The organism is Deltaproteobacteria bacterium, from assembly GCA_029860075.1.
Classification (GTDB): Bacteria; Desulfobacterota; JADFVX01; order JADFVX01; family JADFVX01; genus JAOUBX01.
On the sequence record JAOUBX010000023.1, the window covers coordinates 38,867 to 55,139 of the forward strand.

12 protein-coding genes are annotated in these 16,273 nt (G+C 45.5%); 2 read left to right on the forward strand and 10 right to left on the reverse strand.

Annotation, left to right across the window (positions count from 1 at the left end; all coding sequences use genetic code 11):
- From rapZ to raiA, 4 genes are all read right to left on the reverse strand, one after another.
- Entirely contained in the window at positions 1-864 is an 864-nt protein-coding gene (rapZ, locus tag OEV42_08950) for an RNase adapter RapZ (protein ID MDH3974390.1), read from the reverse strand.
- 11 nt (positions 865-875) lie between these two features.
- Positions 876-1,808, reverse strand: coding sequence for an HPr(Ser) kinase/phosphatase (hprK, locus tag OEV42_08955; protein ID MDH3974391.1), 933 nt, complete (start codon positions 1,806-1,808; stop codon positions 876-878).
- 66 nt (positions 1,809-1,874) lie between these two features.
- Positions 1,875-2,336, reverse strand: a complete 462-nt coding sequence (locus OEV42_08960; protein ID MDH3974392.1) for a PTS sugar transporter subunit IIA — start codon at positions 2,334-2,336, stop codon at positions 1,875-1,877.
- Positions 2,337-2,350: 14 nt separating this feature from the next.
- Entirely contained in the window at positions 2,351-2,896 is a 546-nt protein-coding gene (raiA, locus tag OEV42_08965) for a ribosome-associated translation inhibitor RaiA (GenBank protein MDH3974393.1), read from the reverse strand.
- 255 nt (positions 2,897-3,151) lie between these two features.
- On the opposite strand from raiA, the gene gltX reads away from it, so the two are divergent.
- A complete protein-coding gene (gene gltX, locus OEV42_08970) occupies positions 3,152-4,549 on the forward strand; it encodes a glutamate--tRNA ligase (protein MDH3974394.1) in 1,398 nt (465 codons plus the stop codon).
- A 59-nt stretch (positions 4,550-4,608) separates the two neighbouring features.
- Here the strand turns inward: gltX and OEV42_08975 are convergent, their stop codons facing one another.
- Positions 4,609-5,190, reverse strand: coding sequence for a cytochrome c family protein (locus tag OEV42_08975; protein MDH3974395.1), 582 nt, complete (start codon positions 5,188-5,190; stop codon positions 4,609-4,611).
- Between the two features lie 206 nt (positions 5,191-5,396).
- Between OEV42_08975 and OEV42_08980 the strand changes: the two genes are divergently transcribed.
- A complete protein-coding gene (locus OEV42_08980) occupies positions 5,397-6,065 on the forward strand; it encodes a rhomboid family intramembrane serine protease (protein MDH3974396.1) in 669 nt (222 codons plus the stop codon).
- A gap of 67 nt (positions 6,066-6,132) precedes the next feature.
- Here OEV42_08980 and OEV42_08985 read toward each other — a convergent pair whose 3' ends face one another.
- The 5 genes from OEV42_08985 to OEV42_09005 all read right to left on the reverse strand — a co-directional run bounded on the left by OEV42_08985 (position 6,133) and on the right by OEV42_09005 (position 15,835).
- Positions 6,133-7,266, reverse strand: coding sequence for an ATP-binding protein (locus tag OEV42_08985; GenBank protein MDH3974397.1), 1,134 nt, complete (start codon positions 7,264-7,266; stop codon positions 6,133-6,135).
- Positions 7,259-9,493 carry a PAS domain-containing protein gene (locus tag OEV42_08990; protein ID MDH3974398.1) on the reverse strand — a complete coding sequence of 745 codons (2,235 nt, stop codon included), beginning with the start codon at positions 9,491-9,493 and terminating at the stop codon, positions 7,259-7,261. The genes OEV42_08985 and OEV42_08990 overlap by 8 nt, the downstream gene beginning before the upstream one ends.
- 32 nt (positions 9,494-9,525) lie before the next feature.
- Complete coding sequence (locus OEV42_08995; GenBank protein ID MDH3974399.1) at positions 9,526-10,680, reverse strand: ABC transporter substrate-binding protein; 1,155 nt, start codon at positions 10,678-10,680, stop codon at positions 9,526-9,528.
- 414 nt (positions 10,681-11,094) lie between these two features.
- Positions 11,095-13,290 (reverse strand): TonB-dependent receptor, encoded by a 2,196-nt coding sequence (locus OEV42_09000; GenBank protein ID MDH3974400.1) that lies wholly within the window; start codon positions 13,288-13,290, stop codon positions 11,095-11,097.
- A 478-nt stretch (positions 13,291-13,768) separates the two neighbouring features.
- Positions 13,769-15,835, reverse strand: a complete 2,067-nt coding sequence (locus OEV42_09005) for a TonB-dependent receptor (GenBank protein MDH3974401.1) — start codon at positions 15,833-15,835, stop codon at positions 13,769-13,771.
- Positions 15,836-16,273: the final 438 nt, after the last annotated feature.

The window sequence follows — 16,273 nt, forward strand, 5'->3', positions numbered from 1 at the left end:
TTAAAGGTGATGTCTGTCTTTATCTCTGTGAGTAATCTTCAGGGTATAATCGCCATCCCTGAAATCAAGACCCAAGCGTTCGATGATAGCAACGGATCGATGCCTTCCGCCGGTACAACCGACGGCAATGGTCAGATATTTCTTTCCTTCTTTCATATATTGCGGAATGAGGAAGTCAAGAAGAGCGGCAAAGCGCACCATAAAAGCCTTCCCCTTTTCCGACGTAAGCACATAATCAGAAACAACTTTTTCTTCACCCGTTAAATCTTTCATGCTTTCTATAAAGTTCGGGTTGGGAAGAAACCTGGCATCCATAATTATATCGGCCTCATAAAGTATACCGTATTTGAATCCGAAAGAGGCAAGATTGAGTACCATATTCTCGGAAGAGGCAAGGTCCGTCACATGATCAACGATGATTCTTTTCAACTGGTGAACGTTACAGGTTGAGGTGTCAACTATCTTGCTGGCTTCATTTTTTAAAGACGCCAGCAAAGGCCTCTCTTTTTTTATCCCCTCAAGCACCCGTCCTGACGGCGCCAGGGGATGAAGCCTCCTCGTTTCACTAAATCGCTTGACCAGGACGTCATCTTCCGATTCGAGATATATGACGGACAGGTCATGGCCCTCTTCTCTCAGCTGGGCCAGAACAGCGGGAAAGTCTTTTAAAAATTCTCCACCTCTTATATCGACACCGAGACCAATCTTGTTGGCTTCGGCTGATTCTTCACAAAGTTCGGCAAACTTTGGCATAAGAGTAACGGGCAAATTATCGACACAATAAAATCCGAGGTCCTCCAGGGCCTTGATTGCCGTACTTTTCCCTGACCCTGAGAGCCCCGTTATGACAACAATTCTGGCCAAGCGCCTTACCTCTATTTATTTAATATCTCTTCTTTAAGACTCTTTTCGAATTCGAGAGTCGGATTGCGCCCCATAATTCTTAAAATATGATTCCTGGCAGCCACTTCAATAATGGTTGTCATGTTTCTGCCCGAGGAAACAGGAAGGGTAACATTGGGAAGTTCTACATCAAGAATACCGTATGTCTCCTGATCAAAGCCCAGCCGTTCATATTCGCGGTTTGATTCCCACTTCACAAGCTGGACAACCATATCGATCTGTTTTTCAACCCTGACGGCCGTATTCCCAAAAATATCCTTGATGTTAATTATACCGAGGCCCCTTATTTCCATATGATAGCGAATCAGGTCAGGGCTGCTGCCGATAATAATATTGGGCGGTCTTTTAGTTACTACGACCATGTCATCGGCAACAAGCCGATGCCCTTTGGCAATAAGGTCAAGAGCGCATTCACTTTTGCCAACACCGCTTTTTCCGCGAATCAGCATACCGATTCCCAGCACATCGACAAGTACGCCATGGATACTGGTCGTTTCTGTGAGTCTCTCTTCCAGCAGGTTTAGTATATTGGTCGTAAATTTATCGGTAGGTAAAGAGGTTCTAAGAAGCGGCGTGCCTGTCTTTTCAGCGAGCATAATAAGTTCTTCCAGAGGTTCGAGGCCAAAGGTTATAACAAAACAGCAGACCTTGAGGGCAAAGAGACATTCCACAGGGGCCTGTCGCCCCCCCCTGGGAAGGCTCTCCAGGTAAGACATCTCTGTATTACCCAACACCTGAATTCTGTCGCCATGAAGATGATCGGTGAAACCGGAAAGAGCCAGGCCCGGCTTTTGAACCTTGGGGGAGGATATCTCATTTTCAAGACCCTTCGAGCCTGCCAAAATCTCAAGCCTGAGGTCATATCGCTTATCCTCAAGAAGCTCTTTTACAGTAAAACCGCTCATAAAAGGGAATTAATCCGCTCTGAAGAACCATGATGTCACCATCAGATCTTCAGCCGGATATCTCTGTTAATATTTTGAATCCTCATCGGCAAAGGCCCTGTAAAGTTCCTCTCTTGACTTTGCCTCCATCAAACCCATTCTGAAATTGGGCTCTTTCATTAACCTGGAAATTCTTGCCAGTGCTTTAAGGTGTGCGCCTGTTGAGTTTTCAGGAGCTATAAGAAGAAAAAAAAGATGGGTTTTCTTGCCATCCATGGAATCAAAGTCGACACCTTCGGAACTTCTTGCAAAAACAGCAATAACCTCATCGATATTGCCGACTTTTCCATGGGGAATGGCTACGCCGTCACCGATGCCTGTACTCCCGAGCTTCTCTCTCTCCAGAAGTACATCCATCAAGGTATCGAACTGCAAGCGCTCGTCATGTTTGACGGCGATCCTTGACATCTCTTCTATGGCTTCTTTTTTAGCGCTTGCCTTCAGCTCAGCAATGATCAGTTCTTCCTTTAAGATATCAAGAATCTTCATCCCTCAAAGCAGCCTCAGGTGTTTTTGGGCTCTATAAGGCCGTAGTTTCCGTCTTTCCTTCTATAAACGACACTTATATTATTGGTTGAAGCATTGGTATAAACAAAAAAGTCCCTGTGCAGGAGATCAAGCTGCATAATCGCCTCATCAACAGACATGGGCTTTGCAAAATAGTTTTCCATTTTGATAACGGCCGGTGCTTCTTCCACTTCCATGCTCTCCGAAGAATAAACCGTCTCCTCAAGAGCTGCGCTGGCTTGATTGTTGCGGGGCTTGTGTCTCTTGATACGCTCCTTATGCCTTCTGAGTTGTCTTTCAATCTTGTCCATCACATTGTCAATAGAAGAATACATGTCTTCCGTCGCATCGGTGGCAGCCACGGCAATGCCGTTAACGATAAGATTAACCTCTGCAATATGTCTGAATTTTTCAACGGAGAGCACAACATTGGCATCGACGGGGTTATCGAGATACTTTTTAATTTTGCCCACCTTATCTTCCGCATAAGATCTGATGGCGTCTGTTGGTTCCAAATGTTTGAATGTAACGGAAACCTGCATTGTAGAATTCCTCCTGAGTATGTTAACTTCTATTCAAAAACTAACAAATAGTTCACCCCCTGTCAATCAAATTGTGCCTGCCGAAAGGGAGTGAAAAAGAGGAATCATGCCTTTAAAATGCGCAGTAAAAGCAGCTTTTTTTCCGGCCCGCAAGCTTAAACATTGACCATTTATGCTTATTCTGCTAGCCTTGGCTAAATCGCCGCAGGCAAAAAGTTAACAGGTACTGAATAATAATTTAAGAGGTTTCTATTAATGTCAGAAGTAAAAACAAGGTTCGCACCCAGCCCGACAGGCTATCTCCACATAGGAGGCGTCAGGACGGCGCTTTTCAACTGGCTCTTTGCCAGACACCATGGCGGAAAATTTGTCTTGAGGATAGAGGATACGGACCTTGAACGCTCTACCCGGGAATCGGTAGAGGCCATACTGGATGGAATGCAATGGCTGGGACTTGACTGGGATGAGGGACCTTATTACCAGTCTGAGCGCGGGGAGATATACAGGGAGTACATTGACAAGCTCCTTGAGGAAGGTAAAGCCTATCGCTGCTACTGCTCGCAGGAAACCTTAAAGGCAAAAAGAGACGCAGCCATGAAGGCGGGGAAAAAGCCCAAATACGACGGGACCTGCCGGGAACTTAAGGAAACTCCCACCGGAAAAAACTTCACCATCAGGTTCAGGGCACCCCGGGAAGGAACAACCCTCGTCGATGATATGATCAAGGGAAAGGTCTTCTTTGAGAACAGCGAGCTTGACGACCTGATTATTGCCAGAAGTGACGGCAGCCCAACCTATAACTTTGTCGTTGTCATTGACGACGCAAGCATGGGAATAAGCCATATCATCAGGGGAGATGACCATCTTAATAACACACCAAGGCAGATACTGCTTTATAATGCGCTCGGCCATAAGCCACCCCGCTTCGGACATGTTCCGCTAATCCTTGGCGAAGATAAAAAGCGGCTCAGCAAGCGTCACGGAGCGACCTCGGTCATGGCCTACAAAGAAATGGGTTACCTTCCCCATGCCCTGGTAAATTATCTGGCAAGGCTGGGATGGTCCCATGGTGACCAGGAAATATTCTCCATCGATGAACTTGTCAGCTATTTTAACACCCGCCAGATAGGTAAATCTGCCGGTATCTTCAATGCTGAAAAACTGCTCTGGCTCAATGCGCACTATATAAGAGATAGGTCAATCCATGATCTTGCGGACATGACAAGACCTGTCCTGGAGGCAAGTAAGATAAATCTTGCCGGAGGACCTGAATTGACCCGTGTTATGGGCCTTCTTCAGGACAGGGCCAGGACAATAACAGAACTGGCCCACATGGCCCGTGTCTATTACGCTGATGAGGTGGAAATGGACGAAAAGGCGGCGGCGAAATTTCTGACAAAAGAAAGCGCTGCCATATTAAATGAAGTTGCCCGGGAAATAGAGGATATGGAAACCTTCAGTCTGGAAGAAATAGAATCCTTATTTAAAACCTTTATTGATAAAAAAGGACTGAAGATGAAAAACGTGGGCCCTCCCGTGAGAGTGGCCTTAACAGGAGTCACGTCAAGTCCGGGTATTTTTGAAATTATTGAATTGCTCGGGCAGGAAAAAGCGGCTAAACGAATAAAAAAGGCGGCAGCTTCGATAGCTTAAGGGCACACCATTATTCTGTTGTCAGCTTTTTGATAAAATGCAACCAGGCCGGTGCCGGGTTAAAGGTCAAAGGGGAGATCGATATACCTGAGGTCATGCCTGTGGGTACCGATGGACTTTCTGTCTTCGAAGTTAAACTCCAGTGAATGGACGAAGGGACTCTTTGGGTTGTGGCACTTTTTTACGCAAACATTATTTTCTGCTGAAGGCATGGTAAGGCCGCCTTTTTCAATATAGTCAGCCCTTTTATAGGTTCCCCTCTTTTTAAGCATCATCCGGGCATAAATACTGCCCGGGCCGTGACACATTTCACATTGGACACCGGTAAAACCAGGTGTTTCCTCTATGGAAGAAAAGCCACCGGGCTTTTTGTAGCCTGTAACATGACAGGGGAGGCAAGAGTCTTCTTTGCTGTAGTCATGTTCAGGATCGAGACCGGCCTTCGTCTTGGCCTCTTTTCTGACTCCGGGCTTTAAAAGCTCATAGGCCCTGGACATTTTTGTTCCATCCCATGAGTTATAATGAGGCAGGTGGCAAATTCGGCACTCTTCAACACCAATGTAGACCGCCTCTTCAGCAAAGGTCACAACAGGCAGGATTGTCACCAAAAGCGCCGGTAATAGACGAAGGGAAATAATCAATAGGTACCCGCTTATGTTAATTTTTTTTCATTGGGAAAGTATTTTTATTAACATTTAACAGATATCCTTGTCAAGCTTATAAAATCCCCGACCATCAAGATCAATCGAAAACAGCTTATCTGATTAACTTTTTTTAAAACCCGGGAAAAGTAGCCTGCAACCACTATTTGGTTGTCTCATTTGTTCCTTCACTTTATTATAGCTTTATGATTCCTGTTAAAGACGACAATCCGACCCGGTCATTCCCTTTTTTTACGATTAGCATTATTGCCCTGAATATACTTATATTTATTTACCAGATTTCACTGGGCAGGGATACAGATAAGTTCATCCTGCAAATGGCCCTTATCCCCTATGAAATTATTCATTTCACCAAAATACATTCCCTTTCAGCCATTCCACCGCCGGCAACCTTTTTCACATCCATATTTACTCATGCCAACCTTCTTCACCTTGGAGGCAACATGCTCTATCTCTGGATTTTCGGAAATAATATTGAAGATGCGCTGGGACACGTTAGATTTCTGGTATTCTATTTTACCTGTGGCATACTGGCAACTGCCTGCCATATTGCCATCGATCCAAACTCAACAGTTCCCCTCGTCGGGGCAAGCGGCGCCATTGCAGGCGTACTGGGCGCCTACCTCCTCATCTATCCGCGGGCCGGTGTGCATACGCTTGTCTTTATCGTATTTTTTATCAGAATTATCAGACTCCCGGCCGCCTTCGTCCTCTCCCTCTGGTTTATTATCCAGCTTGTTAACTCAGGAATCCCGGGCGGAGGCGTTGCATGGTTTGCCCATATAGGAGGATTTGTGGGGGGATTTATCCTCGTGAAACCATTTATGCGGAAAAAGAAAAGAAAAAGAAAGTAACCTGAAAAGCTTCATCTTGTCCGCACATTATCAATCACATAGAAAACATCTCCTCTTTGAGGACAACTTATTTGGGAATGGAAAAAGAGATGGTCGTCCCTTTGTTCACTTTACTCTCTCCCCATATTTTTCCCTTATGGGCCCCTATTATCTTTTTGCAAATAGCAAGACCGAGACCGGCCCCTCTTTTTTGATTTCCCTTCACCTGGTAAAACTCGTCAAAAATACTTTCAATATGTTTTGAAGGGATTCCGCAGCCTGTATCCTTCACCGAGGCCACCATGCAATCACCTTCTTCTTTGAAGGAAACGGTTATCGTCCCCTTTTCAGGTGTAAATTTTACGGCATTGCCGATAAGGTTGATCATGACCTGCCTGATCCGTCCTCTGGAAAAATTAATACAGGTCCCGCCATTTTTGATATCTGTCTCCAGGTTAATGTCATGTTTCTTCAGCAGGGGTTCCGTATCACCGACAGCCTCGTGAATTACCTGGGACAAGCTCCCTTCTTCCATGTGCAAGTCAATATCGCCGGATTCAATCATATTTAAATCGAGCATATCGTTTACTATTTCAGTCATACTTTTTGTCATATCAATGGTGCTGTCAAGGTTGGTGGCTGAATCATCTATCCCTTTTACCTCGAGTTCAGACTTTATGAGTTCCAGGCCACAGGTAATAACGGTTAAAGGCGTTCTTAATTCATGAACCGCCTTGGAAAGGAAGTTGGTTTTAAGCTTATCCAGTTCCCTTAGCTTATCATTAGCCTTTTTCAACTCTTCATTCTGACGTTTTATCTGAATTTGGGCCTCACGTTTTTCTCTCATGAGACGGGCCCTTTCAACTGACCTCTGGACGATCATCTTCATGAGATCATATTCGACAGGCTTCTGGATAAAATCCCAGGCGCCCAGTTTCATGGCCCTCACTACCAGATCTACCGTGCCGTAGCCACTGGCAATAATCATTCCCACATCGATGCCCCGGTCATTAATCTCGTTGATAAGCCACATTCCGTCCCGCTTGGGCATAACAAGATCGATAATGGCAATGTCATAGGGAGACTTGATGAGCGAATTCAAACCTTCTTCACCATTTTCCGCAGTCTCGGCAGTAAAGCCATCCATGACGAGCATTTTTTTAAGACTGTTCCTTAACCTCTCTTCATCATCAACAATAAGAACTCTGCCCTGCTCAACCATTTGCATCCTCCTTTTTCTTTCCATATGGCAAAAATACCCTCGCCTTCACTCCGCCCTTTTTCTTCCGGTTTAAAGTGATATCCCCTCCATAGCCCTTAATTATTCCATAAGATACGGAGAGCCCCAAACCTGTGCCCTTAACGCCTTTTGTTGTATAGAAGGGATTAAAAAGTTCCTTCATATCGCTCTGCTTTATGCCGACACCGGAATCATCGACCTGGACAATAATATTGCCGTTTTTAGCTGACGTTTTTATTTTTAAATCCCCGCCGTCAGGCATTGCATCCTGAGAGTTATTTATCAAGTTTATCATAATTTGTTTCAAATGCCCTGAAGAAACCTTTATATCCGGGATGGAATAGTCAAAATCCAGGACGACGGCGATCCCATGCTTTTCCAGATTTTTCCTTACAAGGCTCACAATATCATTGATCGTCTTGTTAATATTACAACTGGTCACCCCTCTTGGCTCAGGTCTTGAAAAGACAAGAAGCCCCTTGATAATTTCGGCAATGCGGCTGATTTCATCATTGATCACATCCACATTTTCAATAATTTCACTGTCCCCGATAGACATATCTCTTTGAAGAAGCGTCAGGTAATTTTTGATAATTCCAAGAGGATTATTCACTTCATGAGCAACATTGGCCGCCAGTCTGCCTGTGGCAGCCAGCCTTTCCGCCTGGATGAGACGCTCTTCTATGGCTTTGGTATCGGTAACATCCTTAAGGTAGTTAATTCCTCCCTTTAAACTTTCAGACTCACTGAGAAGGGGAAAGGTCCTCATCTGGTAAATCCTTCCGCTAGGCTTATCCCTGTACTCGACAGCATCATGAATGACGCCCTTTTTCCTGTATTCGTTAATAGGGCATGCCTTCGAACAAAAGTCTTCGCCTATAAAAATGATATCTTTGCAGTTCCTGCCGACAATTTCCCCAACTTTACCGCCGACCTTGCGGGCAAACATTTTATTTGCCCTCACAACGGTGCAATCCAGATCGACGGCCCATATATAGTCTGTAATTCCGTCAAATATGGCTGAAATCTCACGCTTGCTTTTTGTCAGGGAATCGATCATTTTTTTCTTCTCTGTAATATCTCTGGCAAAGCAGAGAACGCCCAGGCTGCTGCCGGAAGTGACAGGTGTAAAGTTGACCTCAAAGGGAATAATTATTCCGTTTTTGGCAACGAGGTTGATCTCAACCATTGTCGATTGTCCCGAATCGAGTATTTCGCTTAACTTGTCAGCGCTGTCTGCCGCTGCGATCATGGTAATGGATTGACCAATAAGCTCATCCCTTTCATACTTGAGAATCCTCGCCATTTCCTGATTTTCCCTGATAATTCTGAAATCTTTATCAAGGAAGAAAATCCCCTCCATGGCCCCTTCGGCAAGGTCTTCGATCTCACGGGCTCTTTCTTTAATCTGATTGATACTCTCCTTAATACTGTCAATCATATGTTTAAATGCACCGGCAAGCGCCCCCACTTCCCCGCCGGATTTAACATCTATCTGTACATTGAGTTCACCGCCTGCAACATGGCTTGCTACTTTTGACAGATCAACGAGAGGCCTGACAAAACGTTTAATGACAAAGGATATGGCCCCGATACCGAGAATGGACAGGGCAAGCGCAATAAAGACCCATTGGTAGGAAACAAAAAGATAGCGCCCGATCAGATTTTCAGCTGAGAGTCCGACAACGGTATAGCCAATCACGTCCGCCTTTCCGCCTGCCGGGAAAAAGAGGTTGTCCGATAAACCGAGTTCCTCTCTACCTTCATCCATTTTTTCAAGAAGGACAGGAACAGAGGCTTCCATAATGGGGAAGTCACCATGAGTCAGTTCTCTTACCAGCCCGCCCCTTTCACCGGCCATTTGAGGCAGCAATTTCCCGTATGCTTCATAGCCTTCCCTGTTCTTTTTTAAGAAAAGCTCTCCATCGCTAAAATAGACAGCGCAATAAGCCACTTCGGGACCGCCGAGAACCCCTTCGAGATATGATTCAATGCGCTTCCGGTCTCTCGCCAGAAGGGGAAGCACACTGTCCCTGGCCAGGTGGGCGGAAAGGGTAATACTATCTTTTCTAATATTGTCTACCAGTTCATTCTTGGCATAGCGGAGAAAAATAGCCGTCAGCAATCCAAGCAGCAGAATAACAAAGGCAGAGTTAATGAGAACAAGCTGGGCTCTTATCCCTCTATCTCTGAAATTAATTATTTTCAACGGGCCTTTCAGCATTGACAAGCCATATAAAACTAGGGGTTTATAATAACTGCCGCGTCATAAACATCTTTCGGGACTTTAATACCGATCACTTCTATTGTATTGCTGTTTAAATAGAGCTTTATATCATTTGCCGGGGCAACGGGAATATCTGCCGGATCTTTGCCGTCTATCACCTGTTTCATCAATTTGGCTGCTTCCCGTCCCATATCATGAGGGGAAGATTCAAGGGCCGCCAGCGCCCCGGCCCTGACAAAAGCCGGTGAAAGGCCCATAAAAGGAATTCTCTCCCGTAAAGTAGCAATTAAAATCTCTCTTGTCGTCTCCCTCGTAAAAACATTGCCGTCAGCTACGGACCAGAGAAAATCAATATTTCCGACAAGTTTTTTAAGCGCCCTGTAAAGGTCTGCCGGAGATTTTACTTCCGCCCTTAAGAACTTAAACCCGAACTGAGACGCTATTTTTTCAGCATCGGCCACAACCAATCCCGTTTCAGCCTCACTGTAGATGATTCCTATGGTTTTGGCCCCGGGCAACATGCCTCTTATGATTTTAAACTGCTGCCTGTAAGGAATATCCATAGATGCGCCCGATATATTCCCGCCAGGCGACCTCATGCTGCCAACAAAGCCACTGGCAACAGGGTTTAACACCATGGAAAAAATAACCGGCGTCTCGTCAATGTTCTTTTTGACGAACTTCGTTGCCTTACTGCCCACGGTATGAATAAAGAGGGGAGCATACTTTGAAATCCGGTCGCTAATATAGTCGTTACTGCCGCCGTTGCCAACGAGAAACTCTCTCGTTTCATAATTAATACCAAGAGAATTGAGTTCATCATAAAAACCGGCCAGCGATTCCTTATAAGGCTTTATGGAGGCGCTCATAACAACGGCAATACGAATCTTTTCTGACGCATGGGAGGGTGTAATTAACACAAATGAGAGAAAAAGAAAAAGCGCTCCCGGTAAAAAGCGTTTGCCATATCTATTTATTTTTCCCGCACTTTCCATCAAAACCTGCGCCTTAATCCGGCAAAGACTTTTCTTCCCCCCCTGTCCCCCCCAAAGGGCCATCCTTATCGCTGTCATTGAAAATATTGTTTCCAAAAGCTGAAAAAGTAAGCGGCCTCTATCAATCGAAAGCCGCCCCGCAAAAGCATAAGTGGGCCTCCCGGCTTTGTTCATCTACCTGGTATAATGGCTTCCATAGAAGCCTTCCCTCCTCTTTGAATGATCAATACTGATAAAAGCATAATTATTTTTAAAGTCAAGGGCAGGCACCGGATTCATTTCAAGCGCCGCAACCGCAACCGCCACTGTCATAAATCAAAGGGCCGGACCCTTTGGTTGGTTTGGTCCCTTTTTTGGCTAATAATACCTATGGAAAAATCAACGATAATATAAAAAAGAAGATAAAAGGCCCCCCTTCTATCTATTGGGTCAAAAACTAAACACCCCTGGCAAATATCAACATATAAGCCTAAGCATACTGCATACCATGCCCATAGTAGCTCTCATCATAGCATAATGGGAAAATATAGCGAAGCAGTTTATGCAGGATGGCAGGCTTGCATAAAAAGAAGAGGAGAAAAAGCGATATTATAATTTATAATTGAGGCTGAAAATAATTTTCCGTGGTTCCTGTGGCGCTTTTACGAAGTTTGACTTGCCGCCACCGGGCGTGTAGTACCTGACATCAAAAAGGTTTTGAATATTGAGGGCGGCTGATAAATCTTTTGTCAAATCCCTGACACCCATGTTGAGGTTGACCAGGGTATAGGCCCGCACCGTCTGCTCTCTGCTTTCATCCCTGTCAACCCACAGGGAAGTTGTCTCACCTATCCATTTAACGATGGGACTGATAAAATATTTTCCGTAAGAAAGTGTCACCCCCCCCTTGACCTTGTTTCTGGTTATGTAGGGAGGCGTCCTGTCTATTCCGTCCCCGCCATCAATGGTTCCGTCCGTATAGGAGTAGTTAGCCCAGTATTTAACGAGGGCGCCGCCGGCACGGGATTTATAGTTAAAAGAAAGATGTCCGCCGTAAAAAGCGGCCTTGCCTATATTTTCATTTCGTTTCCAGGAATTTATCACTCCCCCTTCGATATAATAAGAGGGCCTGTCATATTCGACTGAAGAGACAAGATCTTCAACCTCGCTGTAATAAGTGGAAATCTCGACGAAAAGATCAGGGCCAAACCTGTGAAGAAGGGCCAGTTCCGCCGCCTTTGTTTTTTCAGGTTTAAGGTCAGGGTTGGGGAGACTCATGAATTTGCTCACATACTCACCTGAACCTGAACTGTAATGATCAAAAACCCCAAAGTGATAGGCATAGGCTTTATAAGGAGACGGCGCGAGATAAGCTTCACCGTAAAGAAACTTAAGGGCCGTTTCCTCCTGCGGCTTAAAAACCACTCCACCACGGGGATTGACCGTTTCACCGTAACGGCTGTTATAGTCATACCTGACGCCTAATGTACTGGAAAGGCCGCCACTCCAGTAGGACTGGGCCTGCAGGTAAGCGCCATAATTTTCATAATTGAGTTCATATATTTTTACGGGAAGCGTATCATTCGTTCCGCCATAATAATACTGCTGCTCCGACGCCGGCCGATTGGGATCATATTTTCGCCATAACAGGTCGTAGGTCTTTGGGAGAGCATAAAAGCTCTCGAAGGAAGCGCCACCGATAATAGTGTGGTCTTCCATCCTGTGGTCTATCTGCTGCTCGATCATGAACTTTCTGCTATGGGCATATTTATAGGAGTCTTCAAAGTCGACATAACGATTCCTGTATTTCGATTCAGGAAGCGCTTCATAGGTAAGGTAACTGATTGACGTTTTACCGGCTGTTTTTTCTGAAAAAGCCGCCTTATATTCACCGTAATAATTCTTTATAAGCGTTTCCCACCTGGCGTCGCGCCCGAAATAAGACCAGCCGGGCATGACGCCGGCCGTCGAGGGATGCCTGAAATAGGACTCGCTGTAACCGAGGGTAAAGGCATCACCGGCAACAAGCCTGGCATAAATGCTGTAACTTCCTGTCCTGCCGTAATAATCCTCCCTTTCATCCGCCCGGGCAGTTGTATAATTGCCATAGGTAAGAAGGGGGACATTCATGTTATATTCATCATAATATTTTGACAGATCGGCACTATCCGACTCATGCCGGTGCCCGCCTGCAGAGAGTTTGACATTTTCAAAAAGCCTTCCGCCATAATTGACGTAATGGTTTTTATAACCGAAAGAACCGGCAGAGGCCGTCATATGGGCGCCATCAAGGGCCCCGGCGTCTTTTGTAATAATATTGATAACGCCCGTAAATGCATCGGCGCCGTAAAGAGCCGATGCGGGCCCATAAACAACCTCAACCTGCCTGGCGTTATAGAGGGGGAAATTGTCGGAAATAGGAATCGGTTCATTAGTGGGCGAACTGACCCGGTAGCCGTCCATCATAATGATAAACTTTTCCTGGCTGAAATTCCCTCTTATGGTAACCATACTGTAGGTCTCTTCTCCCGTTATCTCCCTGAAATCAACACCGGGAAGATCTTTAAGAAGATCGAGCAGGTTCCGGTAGCCTCTTTCCCTGATCTCTTTTTCAGTAATGACAGTAACGGTGGCAGGCGCATCGGCAGCTTTCTGTTTAGTCCTGGCAGCAGTAACCACCATGGGAATATCTACAAAAAGGAGGGCCTCCCTTTGCAGCGAGTCACCTGAAGCAACAGCATTGAAAGAAATGAAGAGAAAAAAGAAGAAAAAAGCGAAACTTCTAAAGCAGGGAAAACCGGTCATAAACACCTGAAGCAAACATTTAAACTTAAAAACAGGCAAAAAGTTTAACACACCGGCCTGGGCCAAGTAAATGATTTTATCGGGTCCGCCTTTCACTTAAGGTTTTGTGACAAAACAGTTAAAGGAAGTAAGGATATTATAAGGCAAGGCTTGCATCGTTCTTTCATCTCCCCCTTTGTCAAAGGGGGATTAAGGGGGATTTTATCATTCAGGCACTTTCAAATCCCCCCTCGCCCCCCTTTGCTAAAGGGAGGAATAATACCGCTTTACCGGAGCCATAACGGGCCCAGGGGGAGTCGTTTTTAAGAATTAGCAGGTAAAGAGAGAAGCAAAAGCGGAAGTAAGAACACTATAACCCAAATCTCACATCCTTCCTTCATCTCCCCCTTTGGCAAAGGGGGATTTTTCCATTCCCGCACTTTCAAATCCCCCCTCGCCCCCCTTTGCTAAAGGGGGGAAGTCGTCTGCGGAATTTGCGTTATAATTTATAATTGAGGCTGAAAATAATTTTTCGTGGTTCCTGTGGCGCTTTTACGAAGTTTGACTTGCCGCCGCCGGGCGTGTAGTACCTGACGTCAAAAAGATTTTGAATATTGAGGGAGGCTGATAAATCTTTTGCCAAATCCCTGACACCCATGTTGAGGTTGACCAGGGTATAGGCCCGCACCGTCTGCTCTTTGGTTTCATCCCTGTCAATCCATGAGGAAGTTGTCTCACCTATCCATTTAACGATGGGACTGATAAAATATTTTCCGTAAGAAAGTGTCAGTCCCCCCTTGATCTTGTTTCTGGTTACATAGGGTGGCTTCCTGTCTACCCCATCCCCCTCATCAATGATACCGTCCGTATGAGTATAGTTACCCCAGTATTTAATTCCCGCGCCACCAATTTTTGCATCATAATCGATTGCGAGATGCCCGCCGTAATAGGTGGCCTTTCCTACATTTTCATTCCTTTTCCAGCTTTCAATAAGGCCGCCCTCTATATAGTCAGAGGGAGTATCATATTCAACCCCGAAAATGAGATTTTCAACCTCTGTGTAATAGGTTAAAATTTCGAAAGAGAACTCTTTGTCAAACTTGTGAAGAAGCGCCAGCTCTGCCGTCTTTGTTTTTTCAGGTTTAAGGTCGGGGTTGGGGAGACTCATAAATTCACTCACATACTCGCCTGAGCCCGAACTGTAATGATCAAAAACCCCGAAGTGGTAAGCATAGGCTTTGTAAGGAGACGGCGCGAGATAGGCCTCACCGTAAAGGAGCTTTATAACCGTTTTCTTCTGCGGTTTAATGACAATGCCGCCCCGGGGATTGGTCGTCTCGCCATAGCGGCTATTGTAATCATACCTGACGCCTAATGTGCTGGAAAAGCTGTCACTCCAGTAAGACCGGGCCTGCAAATAAGCGCCGTAATTCTCATAGTTAAGCTCATAGATTTTTACGGGCAGCGTATTATTGGTCCCGCCATAGTAGTACTGCTGTTCGGAAGGAGGCCTGTCGGGATCGTATTTACGCCCTAACAGGTCGTAGGTCTTTGGGAGAGCATAAAAGCTCTCGAAGGAAGCGCCACCAATAATAGTGTGGTCTTCCATCTTATGGTCCACTTGCTGCTCAAGCATAAATTTTCTGCTATGGGCATATTTATAGGAATCCTGAAAATCGACATAACGGTTTCTATATTTTGAACCGGGAAGCACTTCATAGGTGAGGTAGCTGATGGACGTCTTGCCGACAGTATTTTGCAGCCTGTCCGATCGATATTCCCCATAATAATTCTTGATGAGCGTTTCCCACCGGGCGTCGGACCCGAAATAGGACCAGCCGGGCATAACACCGGCCGTCGAGGGATGCCTGAAATAGGATTCACTGTAGCCGAGTGTGAAGCTGTCGGCGAGAACAAGCTTTGCATAGGCGCTGTAACTCTTTGTCTTGCCGTAAAAGTCCTCCCGCTCATTTGACTCGGCGGTCGTATAATGAGCATAGGTAACAAGAGGTACGTTCATGTCATATTCATCATAATACTCTGAAAGATCGGCATTGTCCGATTCGTGCCAGTGCCCGCCGGCAGAAAGCTTGACATTTTCATAGAGCCTGCCGCCCAAATTAACGTAATGATTCGCATATCCGAAAGAACCGGCCGAGGCCGTCATATGGGCGCCGTCAAGTTCCATGGCATCTTTCGTGATAATATTTACCACACCGGCAAAAGCATCGGCGCCATAAAGGGCCGATGCAGGCCCGAAAACAACTTCAACCTGCTTTACATTATAAAGGGGGAAATTGTCGGCAATAGGGATGGGCTCATTAGTGGGCGAACTGACCCGGTAACCATCCATCATAATAATGAACTTTTCCTGGCTGAAATTTCCCCTTAGGGAGATCACATTGTAAGCTTCTTCACTCGTATTTTCGCGAATATCAACATCGGGAAGGTCCTTAAATATATCGAAAAGGTTCCTGTAACCCCTCTCCCTGATTTGCTCTTTCGTAATGACAATTAGGGTGGCGGGGACATCGACAGCCCTCTCTTTTGTTTTTGTCGCGGTCACAACTGTCGGAAAATTTCGAAACAACAGCGTTTCTTTTTTTAATGGAATATTAAAAGCCGCTGCTTCAGAGGGAATAAAAAGGGAAATAAGGAAAAATATGAAAACTGCAGATTTCGAAAAAGCCATTATAACCACCCCGCGCTGATATTAAACCGTAAAGGGGAAAAGCCTACCATATTCAAAGCCGCCGGGCAAAGAAATATTAAACACATATAACACTTTTTTTTTGTCAAAAAACGCTCCTCCAGCATAATTCTTATAAGGGCTTACCACCCGACTGCAGGGCGCTAAACCGGCGCATACCAGCCAAAAGAAAGCGCAATATTGATCAAAATATTCTGTTAGCAACAAATAGAACTGTCCGGTTTTATGATAAATGAACTGTCCGGTTTTTACATCGTTAAGGAAAGTCCCTGAGGGCGGAGCCCGAAGGGGCTT

Bases quoted from the DNA above. Each gene is read 5' to 3' on its own strand.
- hprK (MDH3974391.1), bottom strand. From the start codon at position 1,808: ATGAGCGGTTTTACTGTAAAAGAGCTTCTTGAGGATAAGCGATATGAC.
- OEV42_08960 (MDH3974392.1), bottom strand. From the start codon at position 2,336: ATGAAGATTCTTGATATCTTAAAGGAAGAACTGATCATTGCTGAGCTG.
- raiA (MDH3974393.1), bottom strand. From the start codon at position 2,896: ATGCAGGTTTCCGTTACATTCAAACATTTGGAACCAACAGACGCCATC.
- gltX (MDH3974394.1), top strand. From the start codon at position 3,152: ATGTCAGAAGTAAAAACAAGGTTCGCACCCAGCCCGACAGGCTATCTC.
- OEV42_08980 (MDH3974396.1), top strand. From the start codon at position 5,397: ATGATTCCTGTTAAAGACGACAATCCGACCCGGTCATTCCCTTTTTTT.
- OEV42_08985 (MDH3974397.1), bottom strand. From the start codon at position 7,266: ATGGTTGAGCAGGGCAGAGTTCTTATTGTTGATGATGAAGAGAGGTTA.
- OEV42_08995 (MDH3974399.1), bottom strand. From the start codon at position 10,680: ATGAACAAAGCCGGGAGGCCCACTTATGCTTTTGCGGGGCGGCTTTCG.
- OEV42_09000 (MDH3974400.1), bottom strand. From the start codon at position 13,290: ATGACCGGTTTTCCCTGCTTTAGAAGTTTCGCTTTTTTCTTCTTTTTT.